27 protein-coding genes are annotated in these 24,930 nt (G+C 70.5%); 8 read left to right on the top strand and 19 right to left on the bottom strand.

Translation table 11 applies throughout. The features are described 5' to 3' along the window. Positions 1–454 (top strand): HNH endonuclease signature motif containing protein (locus ASG96_RS24315; protein ID WP_162262055.1); only part of this gene is annotated, 454 nt, incomplete at its 5' end. A gap of 28 nt (positions 455–482) precedes the next feature. On the opposite strand, the gene ASG96_RS17725 is transcribed toward ASG96_RS24315, so the two are convergent. Continuing rightward, a complete protein-coding gene (locus ASG96_RS17725; protein ID WP_056750930.1) occupies positions 483–1,358 on the bottom strand; it encodes a CPBP family intramembrane glutamic endopeptidase in 876 nt (291 codons plus the stop codon). 233 nt (positions 1,359–1,591) lie between these two features. Here ASG96_RS17725 and ASG96_RS22780 point away from each other — a divergent pair, with 233 nt between their 5' ends. Together ASG96_RS22780 and ASG96_RS17735 are read left to right on the top strand one after the other, a co-directional pair. After that, positions 1,592–1,912 carry a GNAT family N-acetyltransferase gene (locus tag ASG96_RS22780; RefSeq protein ID WP_235509221.1) on the top strand — a complete coding sequence of 107 codons (321 nt, stop codon included), beginning with the start codon at positions 1,592–1,594 and terminating at the stop codon, positions 1,910–1,912. A gap of 72 nt (positions 1,913–1,984) precedes the next feature. Further along, positions 1,985–2,377: a hypothetical protein gene (locus ASG96_RS17735; protein ID WP_056750927.1), complete on the top strand. Its 393-nt coding sequence runs from the start codon at positions 1,985–1,987 to the stop codon at positions 2,375–2,377. Between the two features lie 19 nt (positions 2,378–2,396). Here the strand turns inward: ASG96_RS17735 and ASG96_RS17740 are convergent, their stop codons facing one another. Next, positions 2,397–2,720, bottom strand: a complete 324-nt coding sequence (locus ASG96_RS17740; protein ID WP_057588783.1) for a hypothetical protein — start codon at positions 2,718–2,720, stop codon at positions 2,397–2,399. A 115-nt stretch (positions 2,721–2,835) separates the two neighbouring features. On the opposite strand from ASG96_RS17740, the gene ASG96_RS17745 reads away from it, so the two are divergent. After that, positions 2,836–3,219, top strand: coding sequence for a VOC family protein (locus ASG96_RS17745; RefSeq protein WP_057588784.1), 384 nt, complete (start codon positions 2,836–2,838; stop codon positions 3,217–3,219). Positions 3,220–3,237: 18 nt separating this feature from the next. Here the strand turns inward: ASG96_RS17745 and ASG96_RS17750 are convergent, their stop codons facing one another. Continuing rightward, entirely contained in the window at positions 3,238–3,444 is a 207-nt protein-coding gene (locus ASG96_RS17750) for a hypothetical protein (RefSeq protein ID WP_056750918.1), read from the bottom strand. A gap of 53 nt (positions 3,445–3,497) precedes the next feature. After that, entirely contained in the window at positions 3,498–4,340 is an 843-nt protein-coding gene (locus ASG96_RS17755; protein ID WP_057588785.1) for a uracil-DNA glycosylase, read from the bottom strand. 132 nt (positions 4,341–4,472) lie between these two features. Between ASG96_RS17755 and ASG96_RS17760 the strand changes: the two genes are divergently transcribed. Together ASG96_RS17760 and ASG96_RS17765 are read left to right on the top strand one after the other, a co-directional pair. Then, positions 4,473–4,961 (top strand): sigma-70 family RNA polymerase sigma factor, encoded by a 489-nt coding sequence (locus tag ASG96_RS17760; RefSeq protein WP_056750911.1) that lies wholly within the window; start codon positions 4,473–4,475, stop codon positions 4,959–4,961. Beyond that, a complete protein-coding gene (locus ASG96_RS17765; RefSeq protein WP_057588786.1) occupies positions 4,958–5,650 on the top strand; it encodes a zf-HC2 domain-containing protein in 693 nt (230 codons plus the stop codon). The genes ASG96_RS17760 and ASG96_RS17765 overlap by 4 nt, the downstream gene beginning before the upstream one ends. 217 nt (positions 5,651–5,867) lie before the next feature. Here ASG96_RS17765 and ASG96_RS17770 read toward each other — a convergent pair whose 3' ends face one another. Genes ASG96_RS17770 through ASG96_RS17795 form a run of 6 tightly spaced genes read right to left on the bottom strand, consistent with a single transcriptional unit; the run spans position 5,868 to position 13,915 of the window. After that, entirely contained in the window at positions 5,868–6,905 is a 1,038-nt protein-coding gene (locus ASG96_RS17770; RefSeq protein ID WP_082591862.1) for a glycoside hydrolase family 43 protein, read from the bottom strand. Beyond that, positions 6,902–9,214 carry a family 43 glycosylhydrolase gene (locus ASG96_RS17775; RefSeq protein ID WP_057588787.1) on the bottom strand — a complete coding sequence of 771 codons (2,313 nt, stop codon included), beginning with the start codon at positions 9,212–9,214 and terminating at the stop codon, positions 6,902–6,904. The genes ASG96_RS17770 and ASG96_RS17775 overlap by 4 nt, the downstream gene beginning before the upstream one ends. Positions 9,215–9,223: 9 nt before the next feature. Next, positions 9,224–10,051, bottom strand: coding sequence for a carbohydrate ABC transporter permease (locus ASG96_RS17780; RefSeq protein WP_056750901.1), 828 nt, complete (start codon positions 10,049–10,051; stop codon positions 9,224–9,226). Beyond that, complete coding sequence (locus ASG96_RS17785) at positions 10,048–11,016, bottom strand: carbohydrate ABC transporter permease (RefSeq protein ID WP_082588424.1); 969 nt, start codon at positions 11,014–11,016, stop codon at positions 10,048–10,050. Before ASG96_RS17785 ends, ASG96_RS17780 begins: the two co-directional genes overlap by 4 nt. 2 nt (positions 11,017–11,018) lie before the next feature. Next, entirely contained in the window at positions 11,019–12,383 is a 1,365-nt protein-coding gene (locus tag ASG96_RS17790) for an ABC transporter substrate-binding protein (RefSeq protein ID WP_056750897.1), read from the bottom strand. Continuing rightward, complete coding sequence (locus ASG96_RS17795; protein WP_057588788.1) at positions 12,380–13,915, bottom strand: alpha-N-arabinofuranosidase; 1,536 nt, start codon at positions 13,913–13,915, stop codon at positions 12,380–12,382. The genes ASG96_RS17790 and ASG96_RS17795 overlap by 4 nt, the downstream gene beginning before the upstream one ends. Positions 13,916–14,108: 193 nt before the next feature. Between ASG96_RS17795 and ASG96_RS17800 the strand changes: the two genes are divergently transcribed. Next, positions 14,109–15,122, top strand: a complete 1,014-nt coding sequence (locus ASG96_RS17800; RefSeq protein ID WP_056750891.1) for a LacI family DNA-binding transcriptional regulator — start codon at positions 14,109–14,111, stop codon at positions 15,120–15,122. A gap of 55 nt (positions 15,123–15,177) precedes the next feature. Here the strand turns inward: ASG96_RS17800 and ASG96_RS17805 are convergent, their stop codons facing one another. The 3 genes from ASG96_RS17805 to ASG96_RS17810 are packed head-to-tail and all read right to left on the bottom strand — an operon-like array spanning position 15,178 to position 16,456. After that, positions 15,178–15,573, bottom strand: a complete 396-nt coding sequence (locus ASG96_RS17805; RefSeq protein WP_255359600.1) for a DUF664 domain-containing protein — start codon at positions 15,571–15,573, stop codon at positions 15,178–15,180. After that, positions 15,570–15,758, bottom strand: a complete 189-nt coding sequence (locus ASG96_RS24490) for a DUF664 domain-containing protein (protein ID WP_255359601.1) — start codon at positions 15,756–15,758, stop codon at positions 15,570–15,572. Before ASG96_RS24490 ends, ASG96_RS17805 begins: the two co-directional genes overlap by 4 nt. A 26-nt stretch (positions 15,759–15,784) precedes the next feature. After that, entirely contained in the window at positions 15,785–16,456 is a 672-nt protein-coding gene (locus tag ASG96_RS17810) for an alpha/beta fold hydrolase (protein ID WP_057588789.1), read from the bottom strand. 53 nt (positions 16,457–16,509) lie between these two features. Between ASG96_RS17810 and ASG96_RS17815 the strand changes: the two genes are divergently transcribed. Continuing rightward, the gene (locus ASG96_RS17815; protein ID WP_056750883.1) at positions 16,510–16,758 is read left to right on the top strand and encodes a DUF2630 family protein; all 249 of its coding nucleotides are present in this window, start codon (positions 16,510–16,512) and stop codon (positions 16,756–16,758) included. A gap of 3 nt (positions 16,759–16,761) precedes the next feature. Here the strand turns inward: ASG96_RS17815 and ASG96_RS17820 are convergent, their stop codons facing one another. The 6 genes from ASG96_RS17820 to ASG96_RS17845 form a co-directional block, all read right to left on the bottom strand. After that, positions 16,762–18,588 (bottom strand): glycoside hydrolase family 3 protein, encoded by a 1,827-nt coding sequence (locus ASG96_RS17820; protein ID WP_057588790.1) that lies wholly within the window; start codon positions 18,586–18,588, stop codon positions 16,762–16,764. A 40-nt stretch (positions 18,589–18,628) separates the two neighbouring features. Next, positions 18,629–20,293, bottom strand: a complete 1,665-nt coding sequence (locus ASG96_RS17825) for a glucoamylase family protein (RefSeq protein WP_057588791.1) — start codon at positions 20,291–20,293, stop codon at positions 18,629–18,631. A 20-nt stretch (positions 20,294–20,313) separates the two neighbouring features. Then, entirely contained in the window at positions 20,314–21,213 is a 900-nt protein-coding gene (locus tag ASG96_RS17830; RefSeq protein WP_082588423.1) for a carbohydrate ABC transporter permease, read from the bottom strand. 2 nt (positions 21,214–21,215) lie between these two features. Continuing rightward, positions 21,216–22,226, bottom strand: a complete 1,011-nt coding sequence (locus tag ASG96_RS17835) for a carbohydrate ABC transporter permease (protein WP_082591863.1) — start codon at positions 22,224–22,226, stop codon at positions 21,216–21,218. A 4-nt stretch (positions 22,227–22,230) separates the two neighbouring features. Next, a complete protein-coding gene (locus ASG96_RS17840; RefSeq protein ID WP_056750871.1) occupies positions 22,231–23,517 on the bottom strand; it encodes a sugar ABC transporter substrate-binding protein in 1,287 nt (428 codons plus the stop codon). Between the two features lie 69 nt (positions 23,518–23,586). Beyond that, on the bottom strand, positions 23,587–24,666 hold the full coding sequence (locus ASG96_RS17845) for a LacI family DNA-binding transcriptional regulator (protein ID WP_057588792.1): 1,080 nt from the start codon (positions 24,664–24,666) through the stop codon (positions 23,587–23,589). Positions 24,667–24,930: the final 264 nt, after the last annotated feature.

Here is a 24,930-nt window from a genome sequence, read left to right on the forward strand (position 1 = left end):
CATCCTGGTCCTCGACCGCGACCGGGGCTGCCGGTTCCCCGGCTGCGGGAGCACCCGAAACCTCGAGATCCACCACCTCCAGCACTGGCGCGACGGCGGACCCACCGACACCACCAACCTCCTCGGCCTCTGCCCGTTCCACCACGACGGACACCACCGCGGCGAGTTCACCCTCACCGGCGACCCCACCCACCCCGACGGGCTCACCTTCACGACCGACACAGGCCTGGTCATCGGCCCACCCCATCGGCCGCCAACCCCGCACCCACCACACCTCACCCTGGCCCCCGACCCAGACCCCCGCGCCGACCAGAAACAGCCAGACCGACACAGACCACCAGCCAGACTGGGGCGGCGCTACCCCGCCCCCTCGGGCGGACCGCTGCACCTGCACCTCGTCGACCTCACCCCACGGCGGGGCACCACACCGGGAGCGGATCCGCCGCGACCGTGAGACACGGCGCGGGCAGCCCGCGTGGACCTCAGCCCTTCGTGGCGCCCACCGGGTCGTGGACGGTCCCGTCCGTGCCTTGGGCGACGCGCCCCCGGACGAACCACACCATGACCAGTCCCGCGACGATGATGATGAAGCTGAACGAGCCCGCGACGGTCAGCAGGGCGTTCTGGGTCCCGTTCGAGCCCACCTCGTCGATGCCACCCGTTGACAGCAGGACGAACGGGTCGGTCAGCCCGTGGAGCACGATCGCGGGGATGATCGATCGCGTGACGCGCATCGTGAGGTACATGCAGACACCGAACCCGAAGGTGTAGGCCATCGTGACCCCCACGGTCGTGACCGCTTGACCGCTCAGCAGGTTGACCGAGTGGAGCGCCGCGAAGACCAGCGAGGAGACGAGCGCCACGACGCGCTCCGAGTGTCCGGCGTCGCGCAGCATCTTGACCGCGATGCCGCGGGTCAGGACTTCCTCGACGAGGCCGACGAGCAGCCCCGTCACGATCGTGAGCACGATGACGGCGAGGCTGTACTTCCCGTAGTCCGGGCCGATGATACGCAGCACGATCGGGATCGTGACGAGGGTCGGGCCGATCCACATCCACCGCGACCCGCCGATGGGCTGCGGGCCGAAGACCTCGCGGGTCCAGCCCATCGCCCACAGGAAGACACCGAGGACGACCGCGCCGACGATGAGCGCGAAGGTGACGTCGACGAAGACGCTGCCGACGGTCGTCAGCAGCTCCTCCTCACCTTGTCGGGCGAAGACCGTCGTCGCGAGCAGGCCCGCACCGAGGTAGATGGCGAGGTAGACGACGACGAGCGGCACGAGCCGCCAGAAGCCGCCTCGGTCGAAGAAGCTCCGCAGGCCGCCGAGACGTGGCGCGGCTGAGAGGTCGGACATGTGAACCTCAACTTCCCTGTCGTTCGATGAGGCTGACACGTCGGCGGGTCAGCGAGTCAGCACGATCATCACCCATCGCCCTGCTCGATGCCATGCTGGCTCGTCACGCCGCGGCGCGCACCTGGGTCATACTGCCCGCGTGACCGGGGGCGGTCCTCGGGCTGGCCGACGTCTTCCCTCAGGACCAGCACCCGTTCCCGCGCGAGGCCATCGCCGAACGGTGGCTCCGCGAGATCGACCTTCCCGGGACCGACTGCTTCGTCGTCCTCTCCGAGGGGGCTGTCGCTGGTTTCGCGGCAACTCGTGGCGACGAGTTCCTGCACTTCGGCATCGCCGTCGACCACTGGGGCAGCGGGCTGGCGACGCTCGCGCACGACGACGTCCTCGACCACCTGCGCGACCGCGGCATCCGGCGTGCCCGGCTCCGCGTCTTCACGGGCAACGGTCGCGGCCGCCGCTTCTACGAGAAGCACGGATGGGAGCCGACCGGAGAGCGCAGCAGGAGCTCGTTCGCGCCCTGCCCAGAGCTCCTCGGCTACGCACGTCCCCTCTGACCGCGCCTGACAGTCCAGGTCGAGTACGCATACAGACGCGGTGCACGGCCAGGAGTCGCGAGGATGACACGCATGGGCGGGGCAGAGCCGGTCGAGAGTCGCTGGGGACTCAGCCTGCCGTGGTGGTCACTTGCCATCGGCGCCCTGACGACGGCGTTTCTGGCCGGCCTGGCGTTCGTGCTGCTGGTCATGCACTCCCTGACCTACGGCTTCGCCTACGTGCTCGATCTGGGCTCGGTCGACGACCCGGACATCGGCCGCTACGAGCTGGCGCTGGCGGTCGGCATCGGCACCAACGTCTTCGGCGCGCTGGGACTGTCGAGACTGACCATGCGGACCCGAGCGGCAGCGTGGCCGCCGGTGCTGGCCGCTCTCCCGATCGCCCTGGTCACCGGGGTCGTGGCCACGACCGGCATGCTCGCCGTCCTGGGGTTCGACCCCTTGCTGCCGTTCGCCGGCCTCTGACGCCGGGGCACCGGCGGAGTCAGCGCTCGGGGTCGCCGGCGTCGCGGCTGCCCGTCGTCTCGACCTCGTCGCGGCCGGAATCGCGCCGGTCGCGGCGCGCGCGCACGACGGCGATGACGAGGCAGGCCACCATGCCGAGGAGGAAGAGCGGCAGCGCGGCCAGGTAGCCGAGGAACAGCACCGTGTCCGCAGGGGTCGGGGTGCAGCCGAAGCCGAGACCGGTGCACTGCCCCGAGGCGTTGTAGTCCGGGAGCGTCAGGTGCAGCACGAGCACGAGGACGGCCGGGACGATCCAGAGCAGGCCGAGGGCGACGATGTACGGGCGAACGCTGCGTGGCTCCACGCCTCCACCATCGCCCACGTCCGCCGGGCCCGCATCGGCGCCCCTACTCAGCACGGCCAGAGCCGGGCCCGCGTCGAGGACGCCGAACGTCCGGATCGGCTCCTACGGTGTCGTCATGGCCACTCACTGGACCCTCGGCTGCGACGCCACCCTCCCGCACCGGCTCGCAGCCTTCTGGGCGGCGGCCCTCGGCTACGTCGCCGAGCCCGGCTACGACGACCCCGACGGCGCCTCGATCATCGACCCGAACGGCAGGGGCCCCGCGATCGGCTGGCTCCGGGTGCCCGAGCCGAAGTCGGCCAAGAACCGCCTCCACATCGACATCCGCGTCGCGGGCGAGGGCCCGTGGGACCTCGTCGAGCGCGAACGGCTCATCCGCGCCAGGGTGCCCCAGCTCGTCGACCTCGGCGCGACCGTCGTCCGCGAGGAGAGCGACGACGGCGCCCTCGGGCACGTCGTCATGCTCGACCCCGAGGGCAACGAGTTCTGCGTGGCCTGACCGCCAGAGGGGTGGGCGTCACGCGTCGTCGGGCGACGGGGCGGGCGCGCGCCGCTGCGACTGCTGGCGCACCTCGGCGTGTGGTTCGAGCGCGGTCGGGCGCCAGATCTCCTCGAACGGCGCCATCACGTGGCCGGCTCCTCGACGCCGCACGACGAGGGCCGCGCGCCGGAGGAGCAGCCCGACCAGCGCCAGGGCGAGCGCGACGACGAGCCAGGGCATCATCCCGCGATCGTATGCCGTGCGGCCCGGTCGTCCCCCAGTGAGCGCGGTCGCGCTCAGAGGCGCACGATGACCTCGTCGAGCATGGCCTCGGTGAGCTTGCCGGTGAACGTGTTCTGCTGGCTCACGTGGTAGCTGCCGACGAGCCGCACCTGCCGTCCCGTCTCGGTGGTCAGCACGGCCTCGGCGCCGTGGCCGAACCTCGGCTTGGGCCTCGGCACGTCCCAGCCTCGGCGGCGGGCCGCCCCGAGGGCCGCGTCCCAGGCGATCGCCCCGAGCGCGAGCATCGATCGCAGTCGCGGCTCGGAGAGCTCGAGGTCCCGGTCGAGCCACGGCGCGCACGCCGCCTTCTCCTCGGTCGTCGGCTTGTTGGCCGGCGGGGCGCACCGGACGGCGGCGACGATCCGCAGTCCGGTCAGCACCAGCCCGTCGCCCGAGGCGACCGACGTGGGCTGGCTCGCGTACCCACCCCGGTGGAGGGCGGCATACAACCAGTCGCCGGAGCGGTCACCGGTGAACATCCGGCCGGTCCGGTTGGTGCCGTTGGCCGCCGGGGCGAGTCCGACGACGAGCACCTCCGCCTCGGGGTCGCCGAACGACGGCCCCGGCCTGCCCCAGTACGGCTGGTCGGCGAACGAGGCCCGGCGCCCGTGGGTCGCCACCGACTCGCGCCACGCGACGAGCCGCGGGCACGCGCGGCACACGCTGATCCGGCCATCGAGCTCGCGTATGCCGTCCGCCCCCTTCGCGAGCCGGCGCACCTGCGCCGCGGTGGTCGCCACAGGCGTCTCGGCCGTCGCCGGGTCACCCGGCCAGCCCGAACCGGCGGGCACCGGAGACAGGAAGAGACCGCCGGTCACGGGGTGCTGGGCCGGGTTCGGCAGGTCGACGGGGCACATGGCCCCACGCTAGGCCGGGACCGGGCCGGACGGCATACGGACGTGAGACGGTTCAGGGGTCGGACTGATGAACCGGACGGGGCGCGGAGGCGTCTCTGCAACCGGGAGCACCAGTGAGGAGGTGGCTGCGGCATGCCGCTCGACGACGAGGCGGTCGCTGAGATCTACCGCGAGCACGGGCCGATGCTGCGACGCGTTGTGTGGCGCGCGACGAGCGACGCCAACCGCGTCGAGGACATCGTCCAGGAGGTCATCCTGCGGGTCTGGAAGCAGGCCCCCGAGGCCGACAACCTGCGCGCCTACCTCATCACGACCGCCCGCCACCTCATCGTCGACCAGCACCGCGCCGCCGGACGCCGACCCCAGCAGGCGCAGCTCGTCGACGTCGCCGAGACGGACTCCGCGCTCGACCGCGCCCTCGACCAGGTGCTCGTCGAGGAAGCCCTCGGCCGCCTCCAGTCCAACCACCGCGAGATCGTGCGCTACCTCTACTACGAACGCCTGACCGTCGCCGAGACCTCCGTGCGGGTCGGGGTGCCCGAGGGCACCGTGAAGTCCCGCGCCTACTACGCCGTGCGCAACCTGCGCGACATCCTCGACGAGATGGGAGTGACGAGATGACCACCGGACCGGACGACCTGCACGCGCTGCTCGGGGCGTACGTGCTCGGTGGCCTGTCCGATGACGACCACCGCGCCTTCAGCGAGCACCTGCGCTCGTGCCGGCAGTGCCAGACCGACATGGGCCAGGTGTCCGGGCTCCCCCGCCTGCTCGACCTCGCCGGTCCCGAGGGCGGTCCCCACCTCAGCGAGGCCCCGGTCGCGGTGCCCGCCCCGCTCCTGACCGACCACGACGACGAGCGCGTCACCAGCCTGCTCGCCGAGGTCGGCCGCCGCCGACGCCGGCGGCGCACGTGGCTCTCGGTCGTCACGGCCGCGGCCGCGGTCCTCATCTTCGCCGGCGGCGCGTGGCTCGGTCCGCTGCTGCTGACACCCGCCACGCCGACGCTGCCGACGACGCACGTCGCCGCCGCTGCCGTCGCCGGCAGCCAGGTCCGGATCGACATCGCCCTCGTGACGCGAGGCTGGGGCACGCAGCTCGACATCGACTGCGAGGACATGCCGACCGACGGCGAGCTCGCGCTCTGGGTCATCGACCGGAGCGGCAAGGCGACGACCGCGGCCTCCTGGCGCGCGACGACCACCGGCTACTCCCGCGTCACCGGAGCGACGGCCCTGCGGCCCAACGAGATCCAGGCTCTCGAGGTGCGCACCGGCACTGGGCGGGTGCTCGCCGCAGCCCGCACCTGAGACCGAGTGGGGCGGCGACCTCGCCGTCCGGGGACACGCCAGAGGGCCCGGCTCGCGACTGATCAGGTCTGCGATCCCGGGCCCTGATGGCGGTTAACGTACCTCAACGGGCCAGCCGCCCAAGCGATTCGGGGTGTGGTGCGGGGCAGCCCCCCTGCCCCGCACCGTTCCCCATGACACTCAGAGACGACGTGGGTGGGGTTGATACACGGCCATCTCAGAGCCCGTCGGGCAGCTGCGTCCGCGGTGGGGTGACCGAGACCTTCGCGCCGTCGAAGGTGACCTCGCTCAGCCACATCGTGCGGCCGGGCACCTCCGAGCCGATCGAGTCGGGTGCCCACGCGTGGTAGACCATGAGCACCCGGCCGCCGGCCTCGAACAGCGCGCAGTGACCCGGCCCGGCCGCGAGGTCGGTGCTCGTCAGCACCGGCTCGGGATCCTTGGTGAACGGACCGGTCGGCGACGTCGCGATGGCGTGCCCGACGGCATACCGGTCGCTGCCGTAGTCGTTGGCGGAGTAGAAGAGGTGGTAGACGCCGTCGCGCTCCCAGACGAAGGGTGCCTCGACAAGCTGCCCCTCCCACGGAAGGTCCTGTCGGATCAGGCGTTTCGGCTCACCCTCGAGTCGCCGACCGTCCGACGAGAGGCGCTGCACGGAGATCCACGTGTCGACCCCGACGGCGTTGCCGTCGTTCTTCCAGAAGAGGTATGCCGTGCCGTCGGACGCCACGAACGGTGACGCGTCGATGGAGCCGCCCTGGTCGTGCTCGCAGACGAGCGGCTGGCTGCTCGTGTCGGTGAAGGGTCCCCTGGGGTCGTCGGCAACGGCCAGACCGATGCACTGGATCGTCGGGTCGGGCGCCATCGTCGTGTAGTACATGACCCACCGGTCGCCGAAGCGGTGCGCCTCGGGCGCCCACACCTTGCCCGGCGTGCTCCACGAGGCGACGCGCGGAAGCGCGTCGCTCCCCTGCGTCCACGTGGCGAGGTCGTCACTCGTCAGCGTCTGGACGTTCATGCCGTTGCCGTTGGTCGCGATCGCGACCCAGCCGTCGCCGGCCGGGAGGATCTGCGGGTCGGGGAAGTTGCTCCGCCAGACCGGGTTCGTCGCGGTGGGTGGTGCTGCCTGCGTCGCGGGGGTGGTCACGCGGTCTCCTGTCGGGCTGGTGGCGGGGTCGAGCGCCTGGCAGGCGCCGGTGAGGACGGTCGCGGCGACCGCGACGAGGACGAAGGCGCCCCGGGTGGCAGCGCTCATCCGGCGCCCGGGTCGGCGGGCCAGCTCGACGCGTAGAACCGCAGGTGGTCGACCTCGGCGGTGACGGTCGGGGACGCACCGCCGTGGGCGACGAGCCCGATGCGCGGGTGGGTGTCGGCGCGGAAGGTCCACGTCGCGCCCCACGTCCAGTGCACGCCGTCACGGCTCGTGCCCGCCCGGTAGAGGTGTTCGCCGGCAGCGTTCCGGTGGTGGGCGAGCCGCAGCCAGAGGGTCGGCGCCGACGTGCCGATGATGGCGCCGCCGTAGCTCGTCGGGCCGTCCGGTGCGTCGGGGTCGGCCGCGGTCTCGCGGCCGAACTCGGTCTGGCGGGTGTTCCAGATCGCGACGTTGGACAGGCGGGCGAAGTCGTCGTCGTTCGCGTAGGCGACGAGCCCGACCTGCTGGTAGTTGCGCACCGAGTCGGTGCCGAGGTCTAGCGTCGTCCTGGCCTCGGCGATCCAGTCGCCGTCGCCCGGGACGTCGTGGAGCAGCACGCCCGCGGTGTTGCCACCACCGACGAGGTCGGCGCCCTCGACCGGCCAGCGCAGGCTGCCGCCCGACACGGTCACGGCCGAGTTGCGCCGCACCCACGTGAAGCCGGGTAGGTCCGGCTCGTCGAACTCCTCGGACGACAGGAGCGCCCCGGCCACCGGCACTGGCGCGAGGGCGGCTGCATCCGCGGCTGCCGGGTTGACGACGACGTTGTCGACGACCGCGTTGCTGCTGCTCAGGCGTACCGGGGCGGCAGCGGGCCTGGCGTCGCCGGACACCTTCACCCGGGCCACGACGTCGGCGAGGTCGCTCTCGGTCACCTCGGCGGTGAGCCCGTCTGCCGTCGCCTCGACGGTCAGCGTGCGCCACGCCCCGGTCGGGATCGGGGGCAACGCCGTCGTCGACGAGCGCACGGTGCCGTCGCGCTCGACCTGGGCGGTGAGCCGGCGACCCTTGGGGTCCAGGGTGATCTTGACGGCAGGGTCGCGCCCGAGCAGAACACGGAGCGGCTCGGTGCCCTGGTGGTCGAGACGCACGTGGAGCGGCCCGGCGGGGGCGAACGCCGCCGTCGAGGCGGTGCCGTGGACGAGAGCCGTGTTGCCGGTGACGGGATCCGCCGGTCCCGCGGCCAGGCCCGTGAAGCCGCTCGCCAACGGATCGGTCGGTGTGATGCCGAGCCCCGATTCCAAGGACGGCGCCGGCTGGGGCGTGTCCGACGGACCGGCCCCTGCGCGGGTGCGCGGCCAGCCGTCGACCCAGTCGAGAACGTCGAGGAGCATGGGCCGGCGGTTGATCCCGAAGGGCGTCGTGAGCCACGGGTTCGTCCGGTCGATGGCGTGGTAGGCGATGAAGTCGCGCCCCTGCGCGTCGGTGACGACGGCATGGTGGCCGGCGCCGACGAAGCGGTTGCCGTTCTGCGTCAGCACGGTCGTGCCACCGACGCGCGAGGTGAGCAGCGGCGTGCCCTCGGCGTCGAGGAACGGCCCGAGGGGCGAGCGCGCGCGGCCGGCGAAGACGGAGTAGCCCGTGGTCGGGCCGGCACAGCAGTTCGCCGCCGAGCCCATGAGGTAGTAGAAGTCGCCGTGGCGCACCACGTAGGAGCCCTCGTAGCGGTTGTCGATCGCCACCTGCGTGGCCGCGCCGACCGGCGTCAGGCCGTCCGCCGACATGCGCGTCGCCCACATGCCGCCGAAGTAGCTGCCGAAGTAGACGTAGCGCTGCCCGTCGGTGTCGGTGAACCCCGCCGGGTCGAAGGTCCAGAGGAACCCGCCACCCGACGCCGGCCGTGGTGGGATGGCCGGCGCGGGGGCGGGAGTCCAGGGGCCCGACGGCGTGGGCGCCGTCGCGGCGCCGATGGCCGAGTCGTCGCCGGGGTGGAGCGTCGTGTCGGTGACGGTGAAGTAGAGGACGTACCGCCCTGCCACGAAACGGATGTCGGGGGCCCACAGGCCCGAGGTCGGGGTCGCCCACGACGGTCGGTTGCCCGCGTCGAAGACGGTGCCGAGGTACTCCCAGCTCGACCAGTCACGGGTGCGCGCCATGTGTATCGCGCCGGGGGCGTCACCTGAGCGCAGCGGGTCGGACGTGGCGTAGGCGTACCACCAGCCGTCGCGGCCGCGGATCACGGACGGGTCGGCGAACGTGTCCGAGAAGGAGTCCGACACGGCGTTGTCGTATGCCGTCGGGAGGGCCGCGGACGGCATACGACCCGCTGATGCCGGTGCCGCGGCGCTCATACCGACGACCGTGACGAATGCTGCGAGACAGGCGGTTCCGCGCCGGAAGGCACGGGCGCTCAGGGAGGTCAGGGGACGCATACGGACTCCTCAGCCCTTGACGCCGCTGTTGGCGACGCCCTCGATGACGTAGCGCTGCACGAAGACGTAGAGCGCGAGGACGGGGATCGCGGCGAGCATGGCGCCGGCCATGACCACGGGGTAGTCGATCGTGTAGGCGCCCTGGAGCCGGCTGAGGCCGGCGGGCAGCGTCAGCCGCTCCGGGGAGAAGAGCACGTAGATCGGCCAGATGAAGTCGTTCCAGTTGGCGAGGAAGCTGAGCACGCCCAGCGTGACGAGTGCCGGCCGTGCATTCGGGAGGACGATGGACCACCAGGTGCGGAAGGCTCCGGCGCCGTCGAGGCGGGCGCTCTCCTCGAGCTCCTTCGGCAGACCGAGGAAGAACTGCCGCATGAAGAAGACTCCGAAAGCGCCTGCCGCCCCGGGCACGACGAGCGCCCAGATCTGGTCGAGCCAGCCGAGCTTGTCGAGCAGCAGGAAGTTGGGCATGAGGAAGATGAAGCCCGGCACGAACAGGGTGAGGATGATGGCACTGAAGATGGCGTTCTTGAAGCGGAACTCCATGCGCGCCAAGGCATAGCCGGCGAGGGAGCAGACGAACAGGACGAGCAGGGCGTGCATCGTGGCCGCCGCCATGGAGTTGGCGAACCAGCGCAGCACCGGGCTTGCGGCGTCCTGGAAGAACAGGACGTCGTAGGCCCGGAGAGTCGGCTCCTGGGGCAGGTACGTCGGCGGGACGGTGCGGGCCTCGCTCTGCGACTTGAAGGACGTCAGGAAGATGAGCAGGAGCGGGCCGACGAAGATCAGGCTCAACGCGCCCATGCCCAGCCAGAAGAGGGGTCCGTTGCGACGCCTCATGACTTCTTCTCCCTGAGCGCCCAGAAGTTGACGAGCGAGATGAGGGCGAGGAAGACCGCAAGCACGTAGCTCATGGCCGATGCCTGACCCATCCGGTACTGCGAGAGGCCGAGGTCGGTGATCTCCATGATCGCCGTTCGCGTCGAGTCGCCCGGACCGCCCTTGGTGATGAGGTAGCTCTGGCCGAACATGTTGGCGCTGGCCAGGATCGTGGTGACGACGATGAAGACGAGGACCGGTCGGAGACCCGGGATCGTGATGAAGCGCAGCTTCTGCCAGGCAGAGGCACCGTCGATGTCCGCGGCCTCGTAGTGCTCGGCGGGGATGTCGGCGAGTCCGGCCAGGTAGATGACGGCGTTGAAGCCCATGGTCCACCAGACCGTCACGCCCGCGAGTGAGATCCATGCCCACGGCTGCGCGGTCGTCCAGGGGGTGTCATCGGGCAGGCCGAGCGCGCCCAGCACACCGTTGACCATGCCGAACGACGGGTCGAGCAGGTAGCGCCACATGAGGCCGACCACTGCGACGCCCAGGACGAAGGGTGCGAAGTAGAGCGCGCGGAAGAAGGTGCGGCCGGGGAACCTTCGGTTGAGCAGGATCGCGAGGAGCAGCGGCAGGACGACGAGGAACGGGACGCTGATGAGCACGAAGAGGCCCGTGGCCTTCATGCCGCTCCAGAACGGCTCGAACTGTGGGGATTCGCTGTCCAGGAGGTCCGCGTAGTTCTGGGTCCCGATGAAGGGCTTGTTCGGCAGGAGGAAGTCCCAGTCGTGCAGGGAGATCCAGATCCCGAGAATTCCCGGAAGCACCACGAACGTGAGGAACAGCAGGAGGAAGGGCGCGAGGAAGAGATATGGGGTCCACGGCGACCCGTGGATCCCTGCTGGGGCTCCTCGGGAGCGGCGCCCGCCCGGCGCGGCCTCCGCTCCCGAGGAGAATCCGGTGGGCTGTGTCGTCACAGCCATGGTCAGCCGCCGTACTTCTTCGCGTTGGCCTCGAGGATCTTCGTCGCGCGGGCAGCAGCGTCGGAGAGGACCTTTGCCGGGTCCTGTCCACCGAGGACCGCCGCGTTGACCGCCTTGTCGAACTCCGGCATGGCATCTCCGATACCGGCAACCGCCGGCAGGAAGTGCAGGTCGTCGATCTGGCTGGCCAGGATCGCCTGTTCCTTGAGGGCCTCGAACTCCGCGGACTCGCGCACGGAGTTGCGAGCCGGCACCTGACCGCCCTTCGCCCACTCGAGGCTCTTCGTGCTGATCCAGTTGAGGAAGACGCGGGCCGCGTCCTGCTTGTTCTGGTCGGGCGTGCGCATCGTCGGCAGCACGAACTGGTGTGAACCGGCCCACGCCGCCTTGGTGCCGCCGATGTTGGGCAACGGGGCCACACCCCACTCCAGGCCCGACTTCTCCTTGAGGGTGTTGATGGTCCAGATGCCATTCCAGTTGAAAGCCGTCTTGGCATTCTCCAGCGCGATGAGGTCGGCGTCCTGGGCGATCTTGCCCGGCGAGTAGCCCTTCGTCACGAGGTCCTGGAACCAGGTCAGTCCCTTGACGCCGGGGTCCTCCGCCCAGAGGACCTGCTTGCCGTCCTCCGAGAAGAGCGAGCCACCGAACTGGTAGATGAGCGCCTGGATCGAGAGACCACCCGTGAACGGGAACGGGCTGGCCCAGTGACCCTGGATTCCCTTGCCTTTCATGGTCTCGAGAGCCGCCATGTACTCGTCGTTCGTCATCGGGGGCTTCTCCGGGTCCAGCCCGCCCTGCTCCATGACGCTCTTGTTGTAGAAGAAGCCCAGTGGGTGCACGTCGAGCGGGATGGAGTAGCGCTTTCCGTTGTAGATGCCCGCCTTCCACGGAACCGGTGCGAAGTCGCTCTCGCTGAGCTTGAGAGCGGCGGCGACGTCGTCCAGTGGCTGGACGACCCTGCGGGCGGCGTTGGTCGCGACGGAGTCGACGTGCATGATGGCGATCTCGGGCCCCTTGCCGGCCGCAACCGCGGCGGGCAGCTTGGCGTAGTAGTCGGCCCACTGCATCGTGTTCATGCTGACGGCGATGTTCTGGTGCTCGGCGTTGAACTGGTCCACGAGGCGCTTCATGTAGGGCCCGTCGCCTCCTGTGAAACCGTTCCAGAAGGCGAGGGCGACCTTGGGACCGGAGTATCCGGTGGCGCCACCGCCGCCCGACACGGCCGGGGCCTGACCGGGGACGCCGCTGGATCCGGAGCCGCATGCGGCGAGGCCCGCGACGCCGGCGATGCCGAGCGCTCCCGAGAGGATCGTGCGCCGGGACAGCGGGGTGAGAGGTGACTGGGGGCGGGGTGTGGTGTTCGTCATTGAACGGTCCCTTCGGTGAGGCGGATGCAGTGCCAGGAGGTGGGCGGCAGGGTTGCCGTGAGGGTGGTGCCATCGGTGCCGTCGACCGCCGCGTCCCCCGGGCGCGGGGTCACCCGGTCGGGGTGCTCCTCGGTGTTCGTGGCCGAGGTGTCGTCGTCGTGCACCTGGAGGTGCTCGACGAGTGCGTATGCCGTGGGGTGCCCCCCCACGGCGGCCGCGACGTCGAGCGTCAGCTCGGCCGTCTCGGTACGGCTGCGGTTGACCACGAACACGGCGAGGTCTCCGGTGTCGGGGTCGTGGGTAGCGGTGACGACGAGCTGGTCGACGGGCCCGAAGGCCTGGGTCTCCATCGAGTCGCAGGAGACGGCCGGGCGCAGCACGGTGCCACGGGCATGCCTCGCGGTGAGGGCGAAGGGGTGGAAGATCGTCTGCTTCCACGTACCCCCGCCGGGACGGGTGGCGATGGGGGCGATGACGTTGACGAGCTGCGCCTGGCAGGCCATCGAGACGCGGTCGGTGTGCTGGAGCAGCGTGATCAGCAGGCTGCCGACGACGACGGCGTCGGTGACGTCGTAGACGTCCTCGATCAGCTCCGGGGCCTCGCGGATCTCGAGGGAGCTCTCACCGTGGAAGCGCTTCTGGAACCACACGTTCCACTCGTCGAAGGAGACCATGATCCGCTTGTCGGAGCCCTTGACCGCGGCCACGTGGTCGGCTGTGGCGACGACGGACTCGATGAAGCGGTGCATGTCCTCGCCACTCGCGAGGAAGGAGTCGACGTCGCCGTCGACGGGCTCGTAGTAGGCGTGGGCGGAGATGTGGTCGACGAGGTCGAAGCACCGCTCGAGGACCACGCGTTCCCAGGTTCCGAAGGTCGGCATGCCGCGGTTGGACGAGCCGCAGGCCACGAGCTCGAGGCCCGGGTCGACCCGACGCATGGCCCGCGCCGCCTCCTCGGCGACACGCGCGTACTCCTCGGCGGTCTTGTGGCCCATCTGCCACGGGCCGTCCATCTCGTTGCCGAGGCACCAGACCCGGATGTCGTGCGGCTCGGTGTGTCCGTTCTTGACCCGCCGGTCGGGCCACGACGTGCCGGCCTCGGCGTTGCAGTAGAGGAGCAGGTCGATGGCCTCCTGCACGCCCCGCGTGCCGAGGTTGACCGCCATCATCGGCTCGACGCCGACGCCGCGGGCCCAGTCGACGAAGTCGTCGGTGCCGACCTGGTTGGTCTCGACGGAGCGCCAGGCGAGGTCGAGCTGCGTGGGCCGCTCGGCCTTGGGTCCGACGCCGTCCTCCCAGCGGTAGTTGGAGACGAAGTTGCCCCCGGGGTAGCGCACGACGGTGACCCCGAGCTCCCGGACGAGCCGCGCGACGTCGCTGCGGAAGCCCAGCTCGTCGGCGTCGGGGTGGTCCGGCTCGTAGATGCCCGTGTAGACGCACCGGCCCATGTGCTCGACGAAGGACCCGAAGGTCCTCGGTCGCACGGGCCCCACCGTGAAGGCGGGGTCCAGCCGCACCATCGCTCGTCCCATGCGGTCCTCCTTGACCGTCGGCGTCGGGTCGCACCGCGTCCTACAACGGTTACCCAATAGCGTGTGTGCTGAAAATTACAACGGTTACCGAAAAGTGTCCAGAGGTTGTCCGAGGTCATCACGGCGAGCCGCGCCGGGCGCTAGCCTGTTCCTCGACGGGGCTTGCACGGGGGCACGCAGGACGGAGACACGGTTGGCGGCGCGGCTGCGAGACGTTGCGGAACGTGCAGGAGTGTCGGTCAAGACCGCCTCCAACGTCCTCAACCACCACCCACACGTGAAGGCCAGCACGCGCGAGCGCGTCGAGGCCGCGATGGCCGAGCTGCACTACCGGCCCAACCTGTCGGCGCGCAGCCTCAAGCACGGTCGCGCGGGCTTCCTGGCCCTCGCGGTACCGGCGATGGACTCGCCCTACTTCGCCGAGCTCGCGGCCCGCATCACCGAGGAGGCGGCCGCCCTCGGCTTCATCGTCCTGCTCGATGTCACCGGCGGCGACGCCGACGCCGAGCGCGTCGTCCTCGAGGGCATGCGCTCGCACGTCATCGACGGCGTCATCTTCTCGCCGCTCGCCCTCTCCCCCGACGAGATCAGCCGGCGCGCCGACAGCCTGCCGATGGTGCTGCTCGGTGAGCGACCCGTCCCTTCGGGCTTCGACCACATCGCCGTCGACTCCGTCGCCGCAGCCCGAGCGGCAACGGATCACCTTGTGGCGCAAGGACGTCGACGTATCGCCGCCGTCGGACGCGAGACGATGAAGGGCACGGCGTCCGCGCGGCTGCGTGGCTACCGCCAGGCGCTCAAGGCCGCCGGCCTGGCGTACGACCCCGACCTCGTCATCGGCGTGCCCCACTTCGAGCGCGCCGACGGGCACGCCGCGATGCAGCGGCTGCTCGAGCTGCCCGAGCCTCCGGACGCCGTCTTCTGCTTCAACGACCTCATGGCCATCGGCGCGCTGCGCGCCTGCGTCGAGGCCGGCGTGTCGGTGCCGGACGAGATGGCCATCGTCGGCTTCGACGACATCGCCGAGACCCGCTACTCCAACCCCACGATCACGACGATCTCTCCCGACCTCACGGGTCTGGCCCGCGCCGCCCTCGAGCTGCTGTCACGCCGCATCGACGGCGAGCGCGGTGACGCCGAGGAGGTCGAGGTGGCGTGGACGCTCGAGGCTCGCGAGACGACGCTAGGCGTCCCGACCCGCCGGTGACGCCTGCAAGGGCTGCCGTGTCAAGGAGCAGACAACCCGCAAGGTCTGCGCAAGGTCAGGTGCCGGATCCCGCTGCGCGCGCTGCCTGCTCGACCTTCTCCCGGTGAGCAGCCCAGTCGGCCGCGTCGTCGCTCGTCGACACGAGGTCGTCACCGACGACGCCGTCGACCTGTTCGCGCAGGATGTCGGCATGGCCGACGTGACGGTTGGTCTCGGTGAGGACGTGGACCATGAGGTTGAAGAGCATGACGTCCGGCCGCGGCCACCACGGGACATGGCCGGGGGCGTCGACCGGCAGCGCCTCGATCGTCGCGTCGGCGTGGGTGCAGGCGCGGCGGTAGCGCTCGACGACGTCGGCCCGCGACTCGTCCGCCCTCACCCACAGGTGGTCGCGGCTCACGAAGCCCGGGTCGTCGAACTGGGGCAGCGGCTCGGGGAAGGGCCGGCTCATGATGCCGCCGAGGTAGCGGGCCTCGGACAGGGTGAGTGCTTGACGAGGCCGAGCAGGTTGGTGCCCGTCGTCGTGAGGGGTCGTCGCGCGTCGTACTCCGACACCCCGTCGAGCTTGGCGAGCAGGGACGCCCGGCCCCACCGGAGGTTGTCGTGGAGGTAGGCCTTGGCGAAGTCGTCGATCACACGGGCCAGCCTCGCACGCCCGGTCGTCAGCGTCCCGCCAGAAGGTAGGCCGTGAGCTCGGCGGGGTGCGAGAGCGCGGCGAGGTGCCCACCGGGGACCGTGTCGACGTCGAGGCCGAGCCGCTCGCGGGCGACCCGGCGCTGCAGGCCGACCGGGAAGAAGCGGTCGCCGGCGCCGGCGACGACCCGCGTCGGCACGTCGGGCCACGTCACGATGTCGCACGGCGTCTCGAAGGCGCGGTCGACCTCGGGTCGCTGGTGCTCCTCGCCGCTCTCGGCGACGGCCGGGTCGACGTCGTGGAGGAAGTACGTGTCGAGGTCGAACTCCTCGGGGTAGCCGCCGGCCCGGGCCGCCGCCACCCGGGCGCCCTCCGACCCCACGGCGTCCCACCACGCACCGGCCGTCTCGCCCGGCAGCGGGAGCATGGCGTTGAGCAGGACGAGTCCCGCGACCGGCCGCCGCACCGCGACCATCGGCACGGTGAAGCCGCCCATCGACTGGCCGACGACCACGACGTCGTCGCGGCCCTCGACCGCGGAGGTGACGAGGTCGGCGTACTCCGGCAGCCCGGCATCCGGGTCGTCGGCCGGCAGCTCGACGGCGACGGCCTCGTGGCCCGCCTCCTCGATGAGCGGCACGACCCGGTGCCAGTACCAGGCGGCGCCGCCGGCGCCGGGGACGAGTGCGAATGTGGTCACTGTCCACATGCTAGCCCTCGACGGCGCGCCGAGCGGCGTGCGATCGTGGCGTCATGGCTGACGACCCCTCGATCCAGGACCGCATCGGCTCGCTCATCGACGAGGAGCACCGGCTCCGCTCCGCACTCCAGGCCGGTGAGATCACCGTCGACGAGGAGCACGCCCGGCTGCGCACCGTCGAGGTCGAGCTCGACCAGTGCTGGGACCTGCTGCGCCAACGTCGCGCCCGACGCGAGTTCGGCCAGGACCCCGACGGCGCCGAGGTCCGGTCCGAGCGCACCGTCGAGGGCTACACCGGCTGACGCTCAGATCGTGAGGCCGTGGCCGACCGGGAAGAGCGGGTCGTCGTAGCCGGGCACGTCCTCGCCGTGCGCCCGCACCTGGTCCATCGACCGGGGCAGGTCGAACGGCAGGCGACCGGCGGGCGCGATGGTCCCGGTGATCGCGTCGAGCAGGGCGTCGTCGGACGAGCCGTAGCTGCCGACGACGGCCGAGGCGAAGCGCAGCAGCGGGGTGAGCACGGCGGGCCGGTCGAGCACGACGTCTATGACGAGCGGGCACACCGCGGCGATGCGCTCGAGCCGGGCCACGAGGCCCGGCGGGAAGTCGAGCGAGCCCTGGTGGAACCACGACTCGAGGAAGAGGTCGGCCCGCGGGTCGAAGGGCGCGGTGAGGCGCACGACGGCGACGTCGGCGTCCTCGAGCCGCTCGACGAGCTTGCCGTGCCGCGCGACCGCCTCGGGTGAGAGCCGCTCGGCGTAGATGCGCAGGCCCTGCTCGAGCGGGAGCCGCCCACCCTCGTTGTGCAGCACGGTCACCGAACGGGCCTGGGCGGCATACCCCTCCTCGCGGAAGTCGCCCCGGCCCACGGTTGCGGCGGCCGCGTCCTCGTCGACGTAGGGGTTCTCGAACAGCCCGAGCCGGAACTTCACCGCGAGGATGCGGCGCGCCGACTCGTCGACGCGCGCCTCGGTGACCCGGCCCTGGGCGACGAGGTCGAGGAGGATGTCGACGCACTCCTCGCCACCGAACTGGTCGGCGCCGGCCTCGAGGATCACCTGCATGCGGCCGTGCGGGTCGAGGTGCTCGACACCCCATGCGCGGGCGGGGAGCACCTGGTCGCCCACGTGGTTGTCGTTGACGAGCTCCCAGTCGGTGACGACGACGCCGTCGTAGCCGAGCTTCTCGCGGAGCAGGCCGGTGACGACCTGCTTGTTGTAGCCGAAGCCGATCTGCTCGATCTCCACGCCGTCGACGACGAGGTCGACCGGCATCCCGTAGTAGGGCATGATCCCCGCGGTCCCGGCCTCGATGATCGGCGGGAACGGCTTGAGGTGGTCGGCGAAACGCCCACCGGGGTAGACCTGCTCGCGCCCGTAGGGGAAGTGCGCGTCCTCGCCGTCCTTCTGCGGGCCGCCCCCGGGGAAGTGCTTGCTCGTGCACGCCACGCTGCCCGGACCGAGCGAATCTCTTTGGAAGCCTTGGAGATACGCGACTCCGAGCTCCGTCACGAGGTCGGGGTCCTGGCCGAACGTGCCGGCCTGGCGTGCCCAGCGCGGCTCGGTCGCGAGGTCGAGCGTCGGGTGCAGCGCGGCCCGGATGCCGACCGCGGCGTACTCCTGCCGCGCGATGTCGGCGAAGCGTCGCACCGCGTCCGCGTCGCGCAGCGCCGCGAGCCCGAGCGGCTCGGGCCACTGCGAGAACGCGCCGGCCGAGAAGGAGACCCCGACGTTCTCGATGAACGCGTGCCGCGGGTCGGTCGACACCGTCACGGGTATGCCGTGCGGCGTGCGCTCGGCGAGCGCCTGCAGGGCGTTGCTCCACCGGGCCGCCGTGCGCGGGTCGTCGAGGGCGTGAACGTTGAAGTGGGTGAGGTGCTTGTCGAGCACGACGGTGCTCGTCGGGGACTTGCTGATGGTGCCCGGGTGCTCGAGCACCGTGCCGTCCGCGCCTGCCTCGATGACGGTCTGGAACATCAGGCCGACCTTCTCCTGGAGGGACAGGCGCACGAGGAGGTCCTCGACCCGCACCTCGACGGCCAGCCGTGGGTCCTCGTAGGGGTCCATCCGGCCGTTGCCGTTGAGGTCGCGGTAGGCGACGCCGTCCTCGGTGGTGCGAAGCTGGGGGCGCACGGGTCGGACCTTTCGTCGATGAGGGACGTTCTGGAGCGGGTCAGGCGATCGGGCTGGCGCCGAACTCCTCGATGCCGATGACGGGCTTGAGCGCGCGCTCCACGGCCGGGGTGCTGAAGCCGCGACGGATGACGTCGTTGCCGAGCACGTTGCCGATCGCGCCCATGACCATGGCCTGGTCGAGCGAGAGGTAGCGCCGGGCGACCATGCCGGACCGGACCGCGACGGCGTCGAAGAACCCACCTCGGTCGTACGCGTCGAAGTCGGCCTGGATGTTCGCGAGGTTCGTGAACGCCTGGTCGGGCTCGTGCATCATCGCCAGGAACGACGCGTGCGGCGTGACGACACCGTCGCCGTACGTCGGAGTCGGGTTCGTGGCAGCACGACAGCCGTCGAAGCCGACGTCGTAGTTCGTCATCTCCTGGTCGGAGAAGTACCCGTTGGCGCCGTTGCCGGGCTCGTTGCCCGGGCCGAGCCCGAGCGGGTCGACGCCGTACTCACGGTAGCCACCGGCGGGGTTGCTCGACGGGCTGAAGCCCCAGTAGCCGTAGTCCGCGTCGACGAGTCCGTGCTCACGCTGCGCGCGGACGTGCAGCGGGTGGTTGCGACCCCACGAGCTGGGGGCCCACGTGGCCTCGTCGACGAAGACGTCGGGCATCAGCTCCTCGAACATCGATCCGCCCCAGCCGGGCACGATGTGCAGGCCACGGTAGGTGTACGCACCCTCGTAGACGTCGAGGCCGTAGTACCTGCGAGTCACACCCACCGGCCTCATCTCCTGCCACGACCAGTCGCAGGTGTCCGGGAAGGTGCGCCAGGTTGCGTAGTACGCGGTCGGGTTGATCTGGCCGGTGATGATGCCGAGGTAGGTCGTGATGCGCGTCTCCGACACCGTGGTGTCGTAGTGGTGCGTCGTCAGCCAGACCGGTTCGCCGCCTATGTGGGTGCCCAGGTAGGTCCCTCCGGGCCGACCGTCCTCGTAGGGGTAGAAGCCGCCGTGGACCAGACCACCCGCGCGGACCTGGTGGGCAGGGTCGCTGTTGTCGTTGTAGAACGCCTTCCAGCGCATCCGGTCGAAGATCCGCCTCGCCCACGGGCCGGCGGCGCGGTCGGAGTTGGCGACGACGAGCAGCGCCGCCCCGAGCCAGCCGTTGTCGACGCTCGAGGCGAACGCGTAGACCTTGTCACCCGAACCCGGCCAGGATGTCAGGGCCTTGCCGGTCTCCTCGTCGTACCAGTTGTAGTACATGCCGCTGGGGACATGGTGCTCCATGCGGTAGAGCGTCTTCAGGGTGCGGATGAGCCGCGCCGTGGCCTCACCGCGGCCGATGATGCCGAGCTCTCGCGCCGCAATCGTCGACCAGAGGTAGCCGCCGATGTTGGTGGGTGACGTGTAGCCGGAACGGTCTCCGGGCGCGAGCGACTCGGGGATGTTGTCCGCCGGAAGGCCGGTCTGTGGGTTCGTCATCGCGACGAGGCTGCGCCACGTGTCGGCCGCCCACGTGCGCACCGTCGCGCTCTCCATGGAGCGGACCGCATTCGGGGCCGTCCGGAGGAACGCGGGCGCCTGACGGGCGGAGGTGGTCGAGGCTGACGCCGAGGGCGCGAGCGCGAAGGCGGCGACGGAGGCCGCGCCTCCGACGAGCAGGGCGCGTCGGCTCGGGGTGTGCAGGGTCTTCGGGGTGCGGTCGGTCAGGTCTGCCATGGGCTGTACTCCGTTTCCGATTACTTGAGGCCGGTGGTGGCGATGCCCTCGATGAAGCGCTTCTGGAAGATGAGGAAGACGACGAGGACCGGGATGATGACGACGGTCGCCCCGGCGAGGAGCAGGCCGTAGTTCGTGCTGTTCTGGCCGGTGGAGTAGAGCGCCAGGGCCACCGGGAGGGTGTACTTGTCCTCGGACTGCGCCACGACCAGTGGCCACAGGAAGTTGTTCCAGCTGCCGAGGAAGGTGAGGATGCCGAGCGTCGCGAGGGCGGGACCGCAGAGGGGCAGGATGATCCGCCAGAAGATCCGCAGCTCGCCGGCGCCGTCGACGCGTCCCGCGTCGAGCAGGTCCCTCGGGAGCCCGAGAATGAACTGGCGCATGAGGAACACGCCGAACGGGCTGACGAGCCACGGCAGGAAGAGACCCGGGATCGTGTCGACGAGGCCGGCGTTCGCGACGAGGACGAAGAGCGGCACGAACGTCACGACGCCCGGGATCATGAGCGTCGTCATGACGGCGACGAAGATGACCCGCTTGCCCTTGAAGTCGAGCATCGCGAGGGCATACCCGAGCATCGAGCAGAAGACGAGATTGCCCGCCGTCACGACGACGGCGACGACCGTCGAGTTCGTGAAGTACTGGCCGAAGTTGAGCTTGCTGAACAGCTGGGTGTAGTTGTCGAGCGAGGCGTCCTGGGGCCACCACGTCGGCGGGATCTGCCGCAGCTCTCCTTCGCCCTTGAAGCTGCCGAGCACCATCCACACGAAGGGCGCGACGACGGCGGCGAGCGCGATGACGAGGATGACGTAGAGCCACCAGTGCCCGCTGCGGCTGGTCCCGACCATGCCGGAGCGCGGCGTGCCGGACTCCTGCTGGGGCGCGGCCGCGGGCTGACGGGGTGCGGTGTCGACGGACATGGTCAGCTCCTCTCTCGCAGCAGCCGGAACTGCAGCGCCGTGACGATCGCGATGACGACGAAGATGAGGTAGCTCATCGCGGACGCGAGGCCGTAGTTGCCGAAGCCGAACTGCTGGTAGGTGTTGTACGTCACCGTGATCGTGCTGTTGAGCGGCCCGCCCTGGGTCATGACGAACGGCTCCTCGAAGACCTGGAGGTAGCCGATGGACGTCGTGACCATGACGAAGAGCAGGGTGGGTCGCAGCAGGGGCAGGGTGACGTGGCGGAACCGCTTCACCGCGCCGGCGCCGTCGATGGCGGCCGCCTCGTGCAGCTCGGCGGGCACGGCCTGCAGGCCCGCGAGGAAGATGATCATCCCCGTGCCGAAGTTGCGCCACGCGGCCATCATGATGAGGGCCGGCATCGACCAGTTCGGGTCACCGAGCCAGTTGGGCCCCGTGATGCCGAACCACCCGAGCACGGTGTTGATCAGGCCACCCGGATCCTGCAGCAGGAAGCGCCAGACGACCGCCACCGCGACGATCGAGGTGATGACCGGCATGTAGAAGCCGAGGCGGAAGACCGCGCGGAACCGCGTGATGCCCTTGTCGAGCGCGACTGCCGCGGCGAGCGCGAGGAGGAGAGTCAGCGGCACCCCGACGAGGACGAAGTAGGCGGTGTTGGCGGCAGCCTTGCGGAAGATCGGGTCCGACAGCGCCTTGGTGAAGTTGTCGAAGCCGACGATGTTGACGCTGAAGGGGTGTCGCAGGTCCTTCGCCTTGGTGTCGGTGAAGCTCATGAAGAGCGACTGGACCACCGGCCACGCCGTGAAGGCGAGGAAGAGCAGGCAGAAGGGGATCGCGAGGATCCAGGCGGCCCGCCCCTCCCGCCGGCGGCCGGACCCGACCCGTCCGGGGGAGCCTCCGTCGCCCGCCCCCCGGGACGACCCGTGGTCGGGCCGTCCCGGAGCGGTGACCGGAAGTGGCGTCACAGGTCCTGTGGGGGACCCGGTCGTGCCGGTCTGGGCAGTCATGCGATCACATGCCCGTGCCGATGGAGTCGGCCTGCTGCTGGGCCGTCTTGAGACCCGTGGCCGGGTCCTCGCCCGTCTTGGTGATCTTCTCCAGCTCCGTGTCGAGTCCCTTGACCGCCTGCTCCCACGTCGGGAAGGACGGCGGCGCCTTGGCCGTCTCGAGCTGCTTTCCGAAGACGGCGAGCTTCTTGTCCGAGGCGAGCGCGGGGTCCTGCCACGCGCTCTTGACCGACGGCAGGTCGGTCGAGATCGTGTACCACTTCGACTGGACCTTGGGCTCGGCGAGCCACTGGACGAACTTCCACGCGGTGTCGCGGTTCTGCGTGTTCTTGAAGACGACGAAGTTCGAGCCGCCGACGAAGGACGACGAGCCGGCCGAACCGGCCGGGATCGGCGCGACGTTGTACTTGTCCTTGAAGCCGGCACCGCCCACCTTCTCGACCGCGGACATCATCCACGGGCCGGAGATGAACATCGGGACCGTGCCGTTGACGAAGTCGGGCTCGGTCGTCGGCGTCGCCGGGGCGCTCTTGTTCGAGATGCCGTCGGTGAAGTACGACTGGTAGTACTGGGTCGCCTTGAGCACCTCCGGGCTGTCGAAGTTGTACTTCTTGCCGCCGTCCTTGGTGAGGTCAGCGCCCTCGCTCCAGGCGAAGGGCATCAAGGTCTGCCACGAGCCGTCGCCGCCCGCCTGGAGGCCGATGCCCCACTTGGCGCCGGCCTTGGTCTGCATGGCCTTGGCCATGTCCTTCAGTCCGGCCGCATCGGTCGGCACGGTGTCGTAGCCGGCCTTCTTCGCGAGGTCGGTGCGGTAGAAGACGACACGGGTCTCGACGTACCACGGGATGCCGTAGGACGTGCCGTTCACCTCGGTCGTCTTCTGCGCACCTTCGAAGAAGGCGGACTTGTCGATCTGGGCAGGCGTCGGGTCGATGGCGTCACTCCCGGCGAACTCACCCATCCACGTGGTGCCGACCATCGCCACGTCGGGCGTCTTGCCCGCCGTGATCGCGGTCGTGAACTTGTCGTGCGCCGCGGCCCACGGGATGGACGTCACTTTGACGCTCACCCCGGGGTTGGCGGCCTCGAAGTCCTTCGTCAGCTTGGACAGGTTGTCGCCCTCGGCGCCCATCGCCCAGACGGTGATCGTGCCGGTGGCCTTGCCGGTGCTGACTGCGGCGCCCGTCTGACCGGCGGCGGAGCCGCCGTCCTCGGCACCGCGACCACACGCGGTCACGGTGAGGGCCGCGGCGGTCATGCACGCGACGGAGATGACAGTGGTGCGTCTCATCGGTCTCTCGCTTTCTCGGGTCTCGTTCGAGACGTTGGGGGTTTCGTTTGCTGTGGTGAAGCACTGCCGTCACGGCTGCTCGTCATCCGTGACGCCGCTCCGTCCGGGATGGGTGTCTCGCGGCCTCGCGCAGCCGCACGAGCCGCGGATGATCACCCGGGTCGCGAGCACCTGCCGCTCGGCGTGGGGCTCACCCCCTTGGACCCGATGGTGAAGACGGTCTGCCGCCAGGACCCCGAGTTCCCTGACTGGCTGACTCACGGTGGTCATACCCGGCCGGACGTACCTTGACGCCATCACGTCGTCCCAGCCGACGACGGCGACGTCGCCCGGGACGTCTCGGCCGGCGTCCTGCAGGCGGCTCATGATGCCCAGCGCGAGCTCGTCGTTGGCGCAGACGAGCGCGTCGGCCTCGATCTCGCCGGAGAGGATGCGCTCCGCGACGGCCTCGCCCTCCCCTTCACGGAACGGCACGCGGACCGGAGCAGCGGGCTCGGCGCCCCGCGCCCGGTGGGCGGCGACGAAACCGGCGTGGCGCTCGTAGATGTCGGGTGCACCCTCGGGGTCACCGACGAAGACGAGGCGGGTGCGCCCGTGGGTGAGCACGTGCTCGGTGAGCTGCTCGGCGCTGTGGGCGTTCTCGGCGCCCACGCTCTCGATGCCCTCCTGGGGCGCACCGGCGATGATGACGACGGGCTTCTGGCCGTGCAGGGCGCGGGCGACGGCGGGCGGCATCGCGGCCGAGCCGAGCACCGCGATGGCGTCGACGCGGGTGGCGAGCTGGCGCACGGCACGGGCGAGGTCGGCCTTGCCGTCGGTGAGCATCAGGGTGACGCTCTGGCCCAGCTCTGCCGCCCGCGACTCGAAGCCCATGAGCAGCTCTGAGTAGTACGGGCCGGTCAGCTCGGGCAGCACGAGCCCGTACGCCTCGTGGTGCCGAACGGCGAGGCTGCGAGCGGCCCCGAGCGGCACGTAGTTGAGCTGCTCGACGGCGTCGAGGACCTTCTGCGTCGTCGTCGACGACACGGTGCCGGCGCCCTGGAGGACGCGGGAGACGGTGGCGATCGAGACGCCGGCGCGCTCGGCGACGGAGTAGATCGTGGCCCCCACCGAGGGGGTGTCCGGGCCGTGCTCGCGTGCTGTCGCCATGGGTCCCACCTCTCGCGTCTCGTCGTTGAGTGATGTGTCGCGACCAGGCCCCTGACCGGGTCTCCCCGGCTCTGTAAGCGCTTACATCTGCTCTCCCATACTGCACAGGTCACAGCGAGGGCGCAAGACCCGACTAAGGCTCCGGGCAGCGCGGAGGGCCGGGTGGGCGTCGGTGACACCCCTCCCGGCCCCTCGTCGTGCGGCCGTCGCCGGCACCGCGTGCGTATGCCGTCACGCGCCTCGGGAGCAGCAGCTCAGTCAGCC

The sequence above is a fragment of the Terrabacter sp. Soil810 genome (assembly GCF_001429645.1).
Classification (GTDB): Bacteria; Actinomycetota; Actinomycetes; order Actinomycetales; family Dermatophilaceae; genus Terrabacter.

Coding starts and splice junctions, on each gene's coding strand:
- ASG96_RS17725 (WP_056750930.1), bottom strand. CDS start 1,358: ATGTCCGACCTCTCAGCCGCGCCACGTCTCGGCGGCCTGCGGAGCTTC.
- ASG96_RS17735 (WP_056750927.1), top strand. CDS start 1,985: ATGGGCGGGGCAGAGCCGGTCGAGAGTCGCTGGGGACTCAGCCTGCCG.
- ASG96_RS17745 (WP_057588784.1), top strand. CDS start 2,836: ATGGCCACTCACTGGACCCTCGGCTGCGACGCCACCCTCCCGCACCGG.
- ASG96_RS17750 (WP_056750918.1), bottom strand. CDS start 3,444: ATGATGCCCTGGCTCGTCGTCGCGCTCGCCCTGGCGCTGGTCGGGCTG.
- ASG96_RS17755 (WP_057588785.1), bottom strand. CDS start 4,340: ATGTGCCCCGTCGACCTGCCGAACCCGGCCCAGCACCCCGTGACCGGC.
- ASG96_RS17760 (WP_056750911.1), top strand. CDS start 4,473: ATGCCGCTCGACGACGAGGCGGTCGCTGAGATCTACCGCGAGCACGGG.
- ASG96_RS17765 (WP_057588786.1), top strand. CDS start 4,958: ATGACCACCGGACCGGACGACCTGCACGCGCTGCTCGGGGCGTACGTG.
- ASG96_RS17770 (WP_082591862.1), bottom strand. CDS start 6,905: ATGAGCGCTGCCACCCGGGGCGCCTTCGTCCTCGTCGCGGTCGCCGCG.
- ASG96_RS17775 (WP_057588787.1), bottom strand. CDS start 9,214: ATGCGTCCCCTGACCTCCCTGAGCGCCCGTGCCTTCCGGCGCGGAACC.
- ASG96_RS17780 (WP_056750901.1), bottom strand. CDS start 10,051: ATGAGGCGTCGCAACGGACCCCTCTTCTGGCTGGGCATGGGCGCGTTG.
- ASG96_RS17785 (WP_082588424.1), bottom strand. CDS start 11,016: ATGGCTGTGACGACACAGCCCACCGGATTCTCCTCGGGAGCGGAGGCC.
- ASG96_RS17790 (WP_056750897.1), bottom strand. CDS start 12,383: ATGACGAACACCACACCCCGCCCCCAGTCACCTCTCACCCCGCTGTCC.
- ASG96_RS17795 (WP_057588788.1), bottom strand. CDS start 13,915: ATGGGACGAGCGATGGTGCGGCTGGACCCCGCCTTCACGGTGGGGCCC.
- ASG96_RS17805 (WP_255359600.1), bottom strand. CDS start 15,573: ATGAGCCGGCCCTTCCCCGAGCCGCTGCCCCAGTTCGACGACCCGGGC.
- ASG96_RS17815 (WP_056750883.1), top strand. CDS start 16,510: ATGGCTGACGACCCCTCGATCCAGGACCGCATCGGCTCGCTCATCGAC.
- ASG96_RS17825 (WP_057588791.1), bottom strand. CDS start 20,293: ATGGCAGACCTGACCGACCGCACCCCGAAGACCCTGCACACCCCGAGC.
- ASG96_RS17830 (WP_082588423.1), bottom strand. CDS start 21,213: ATGTCCGTCGACACCGCACCCCGTCAGCCCGCGGCCGCGCCCCAGCAG.
- ASG96_RS17835 (WP_082591863.1), bottom strand. CDS start 22,226: ATGACTGCCCAGACCGGCACGACCGGGTCCCCCACAGGACCTGTGACG.
- ASG96_RS17840 (WP_056750871.1), bottom strand. CDS start 23,517: ATGAGACGCACCACTGTCATCTCCGTCGCGTGCATGACCGCCGCGGCC.
- ASG96_RS17845 (WP_057588792.1), bottom strand. CDS start 24,666: ATGGCGACAGCACGCGAGCACGGCCCGGACACCCCCTCGGTGGGGGCC.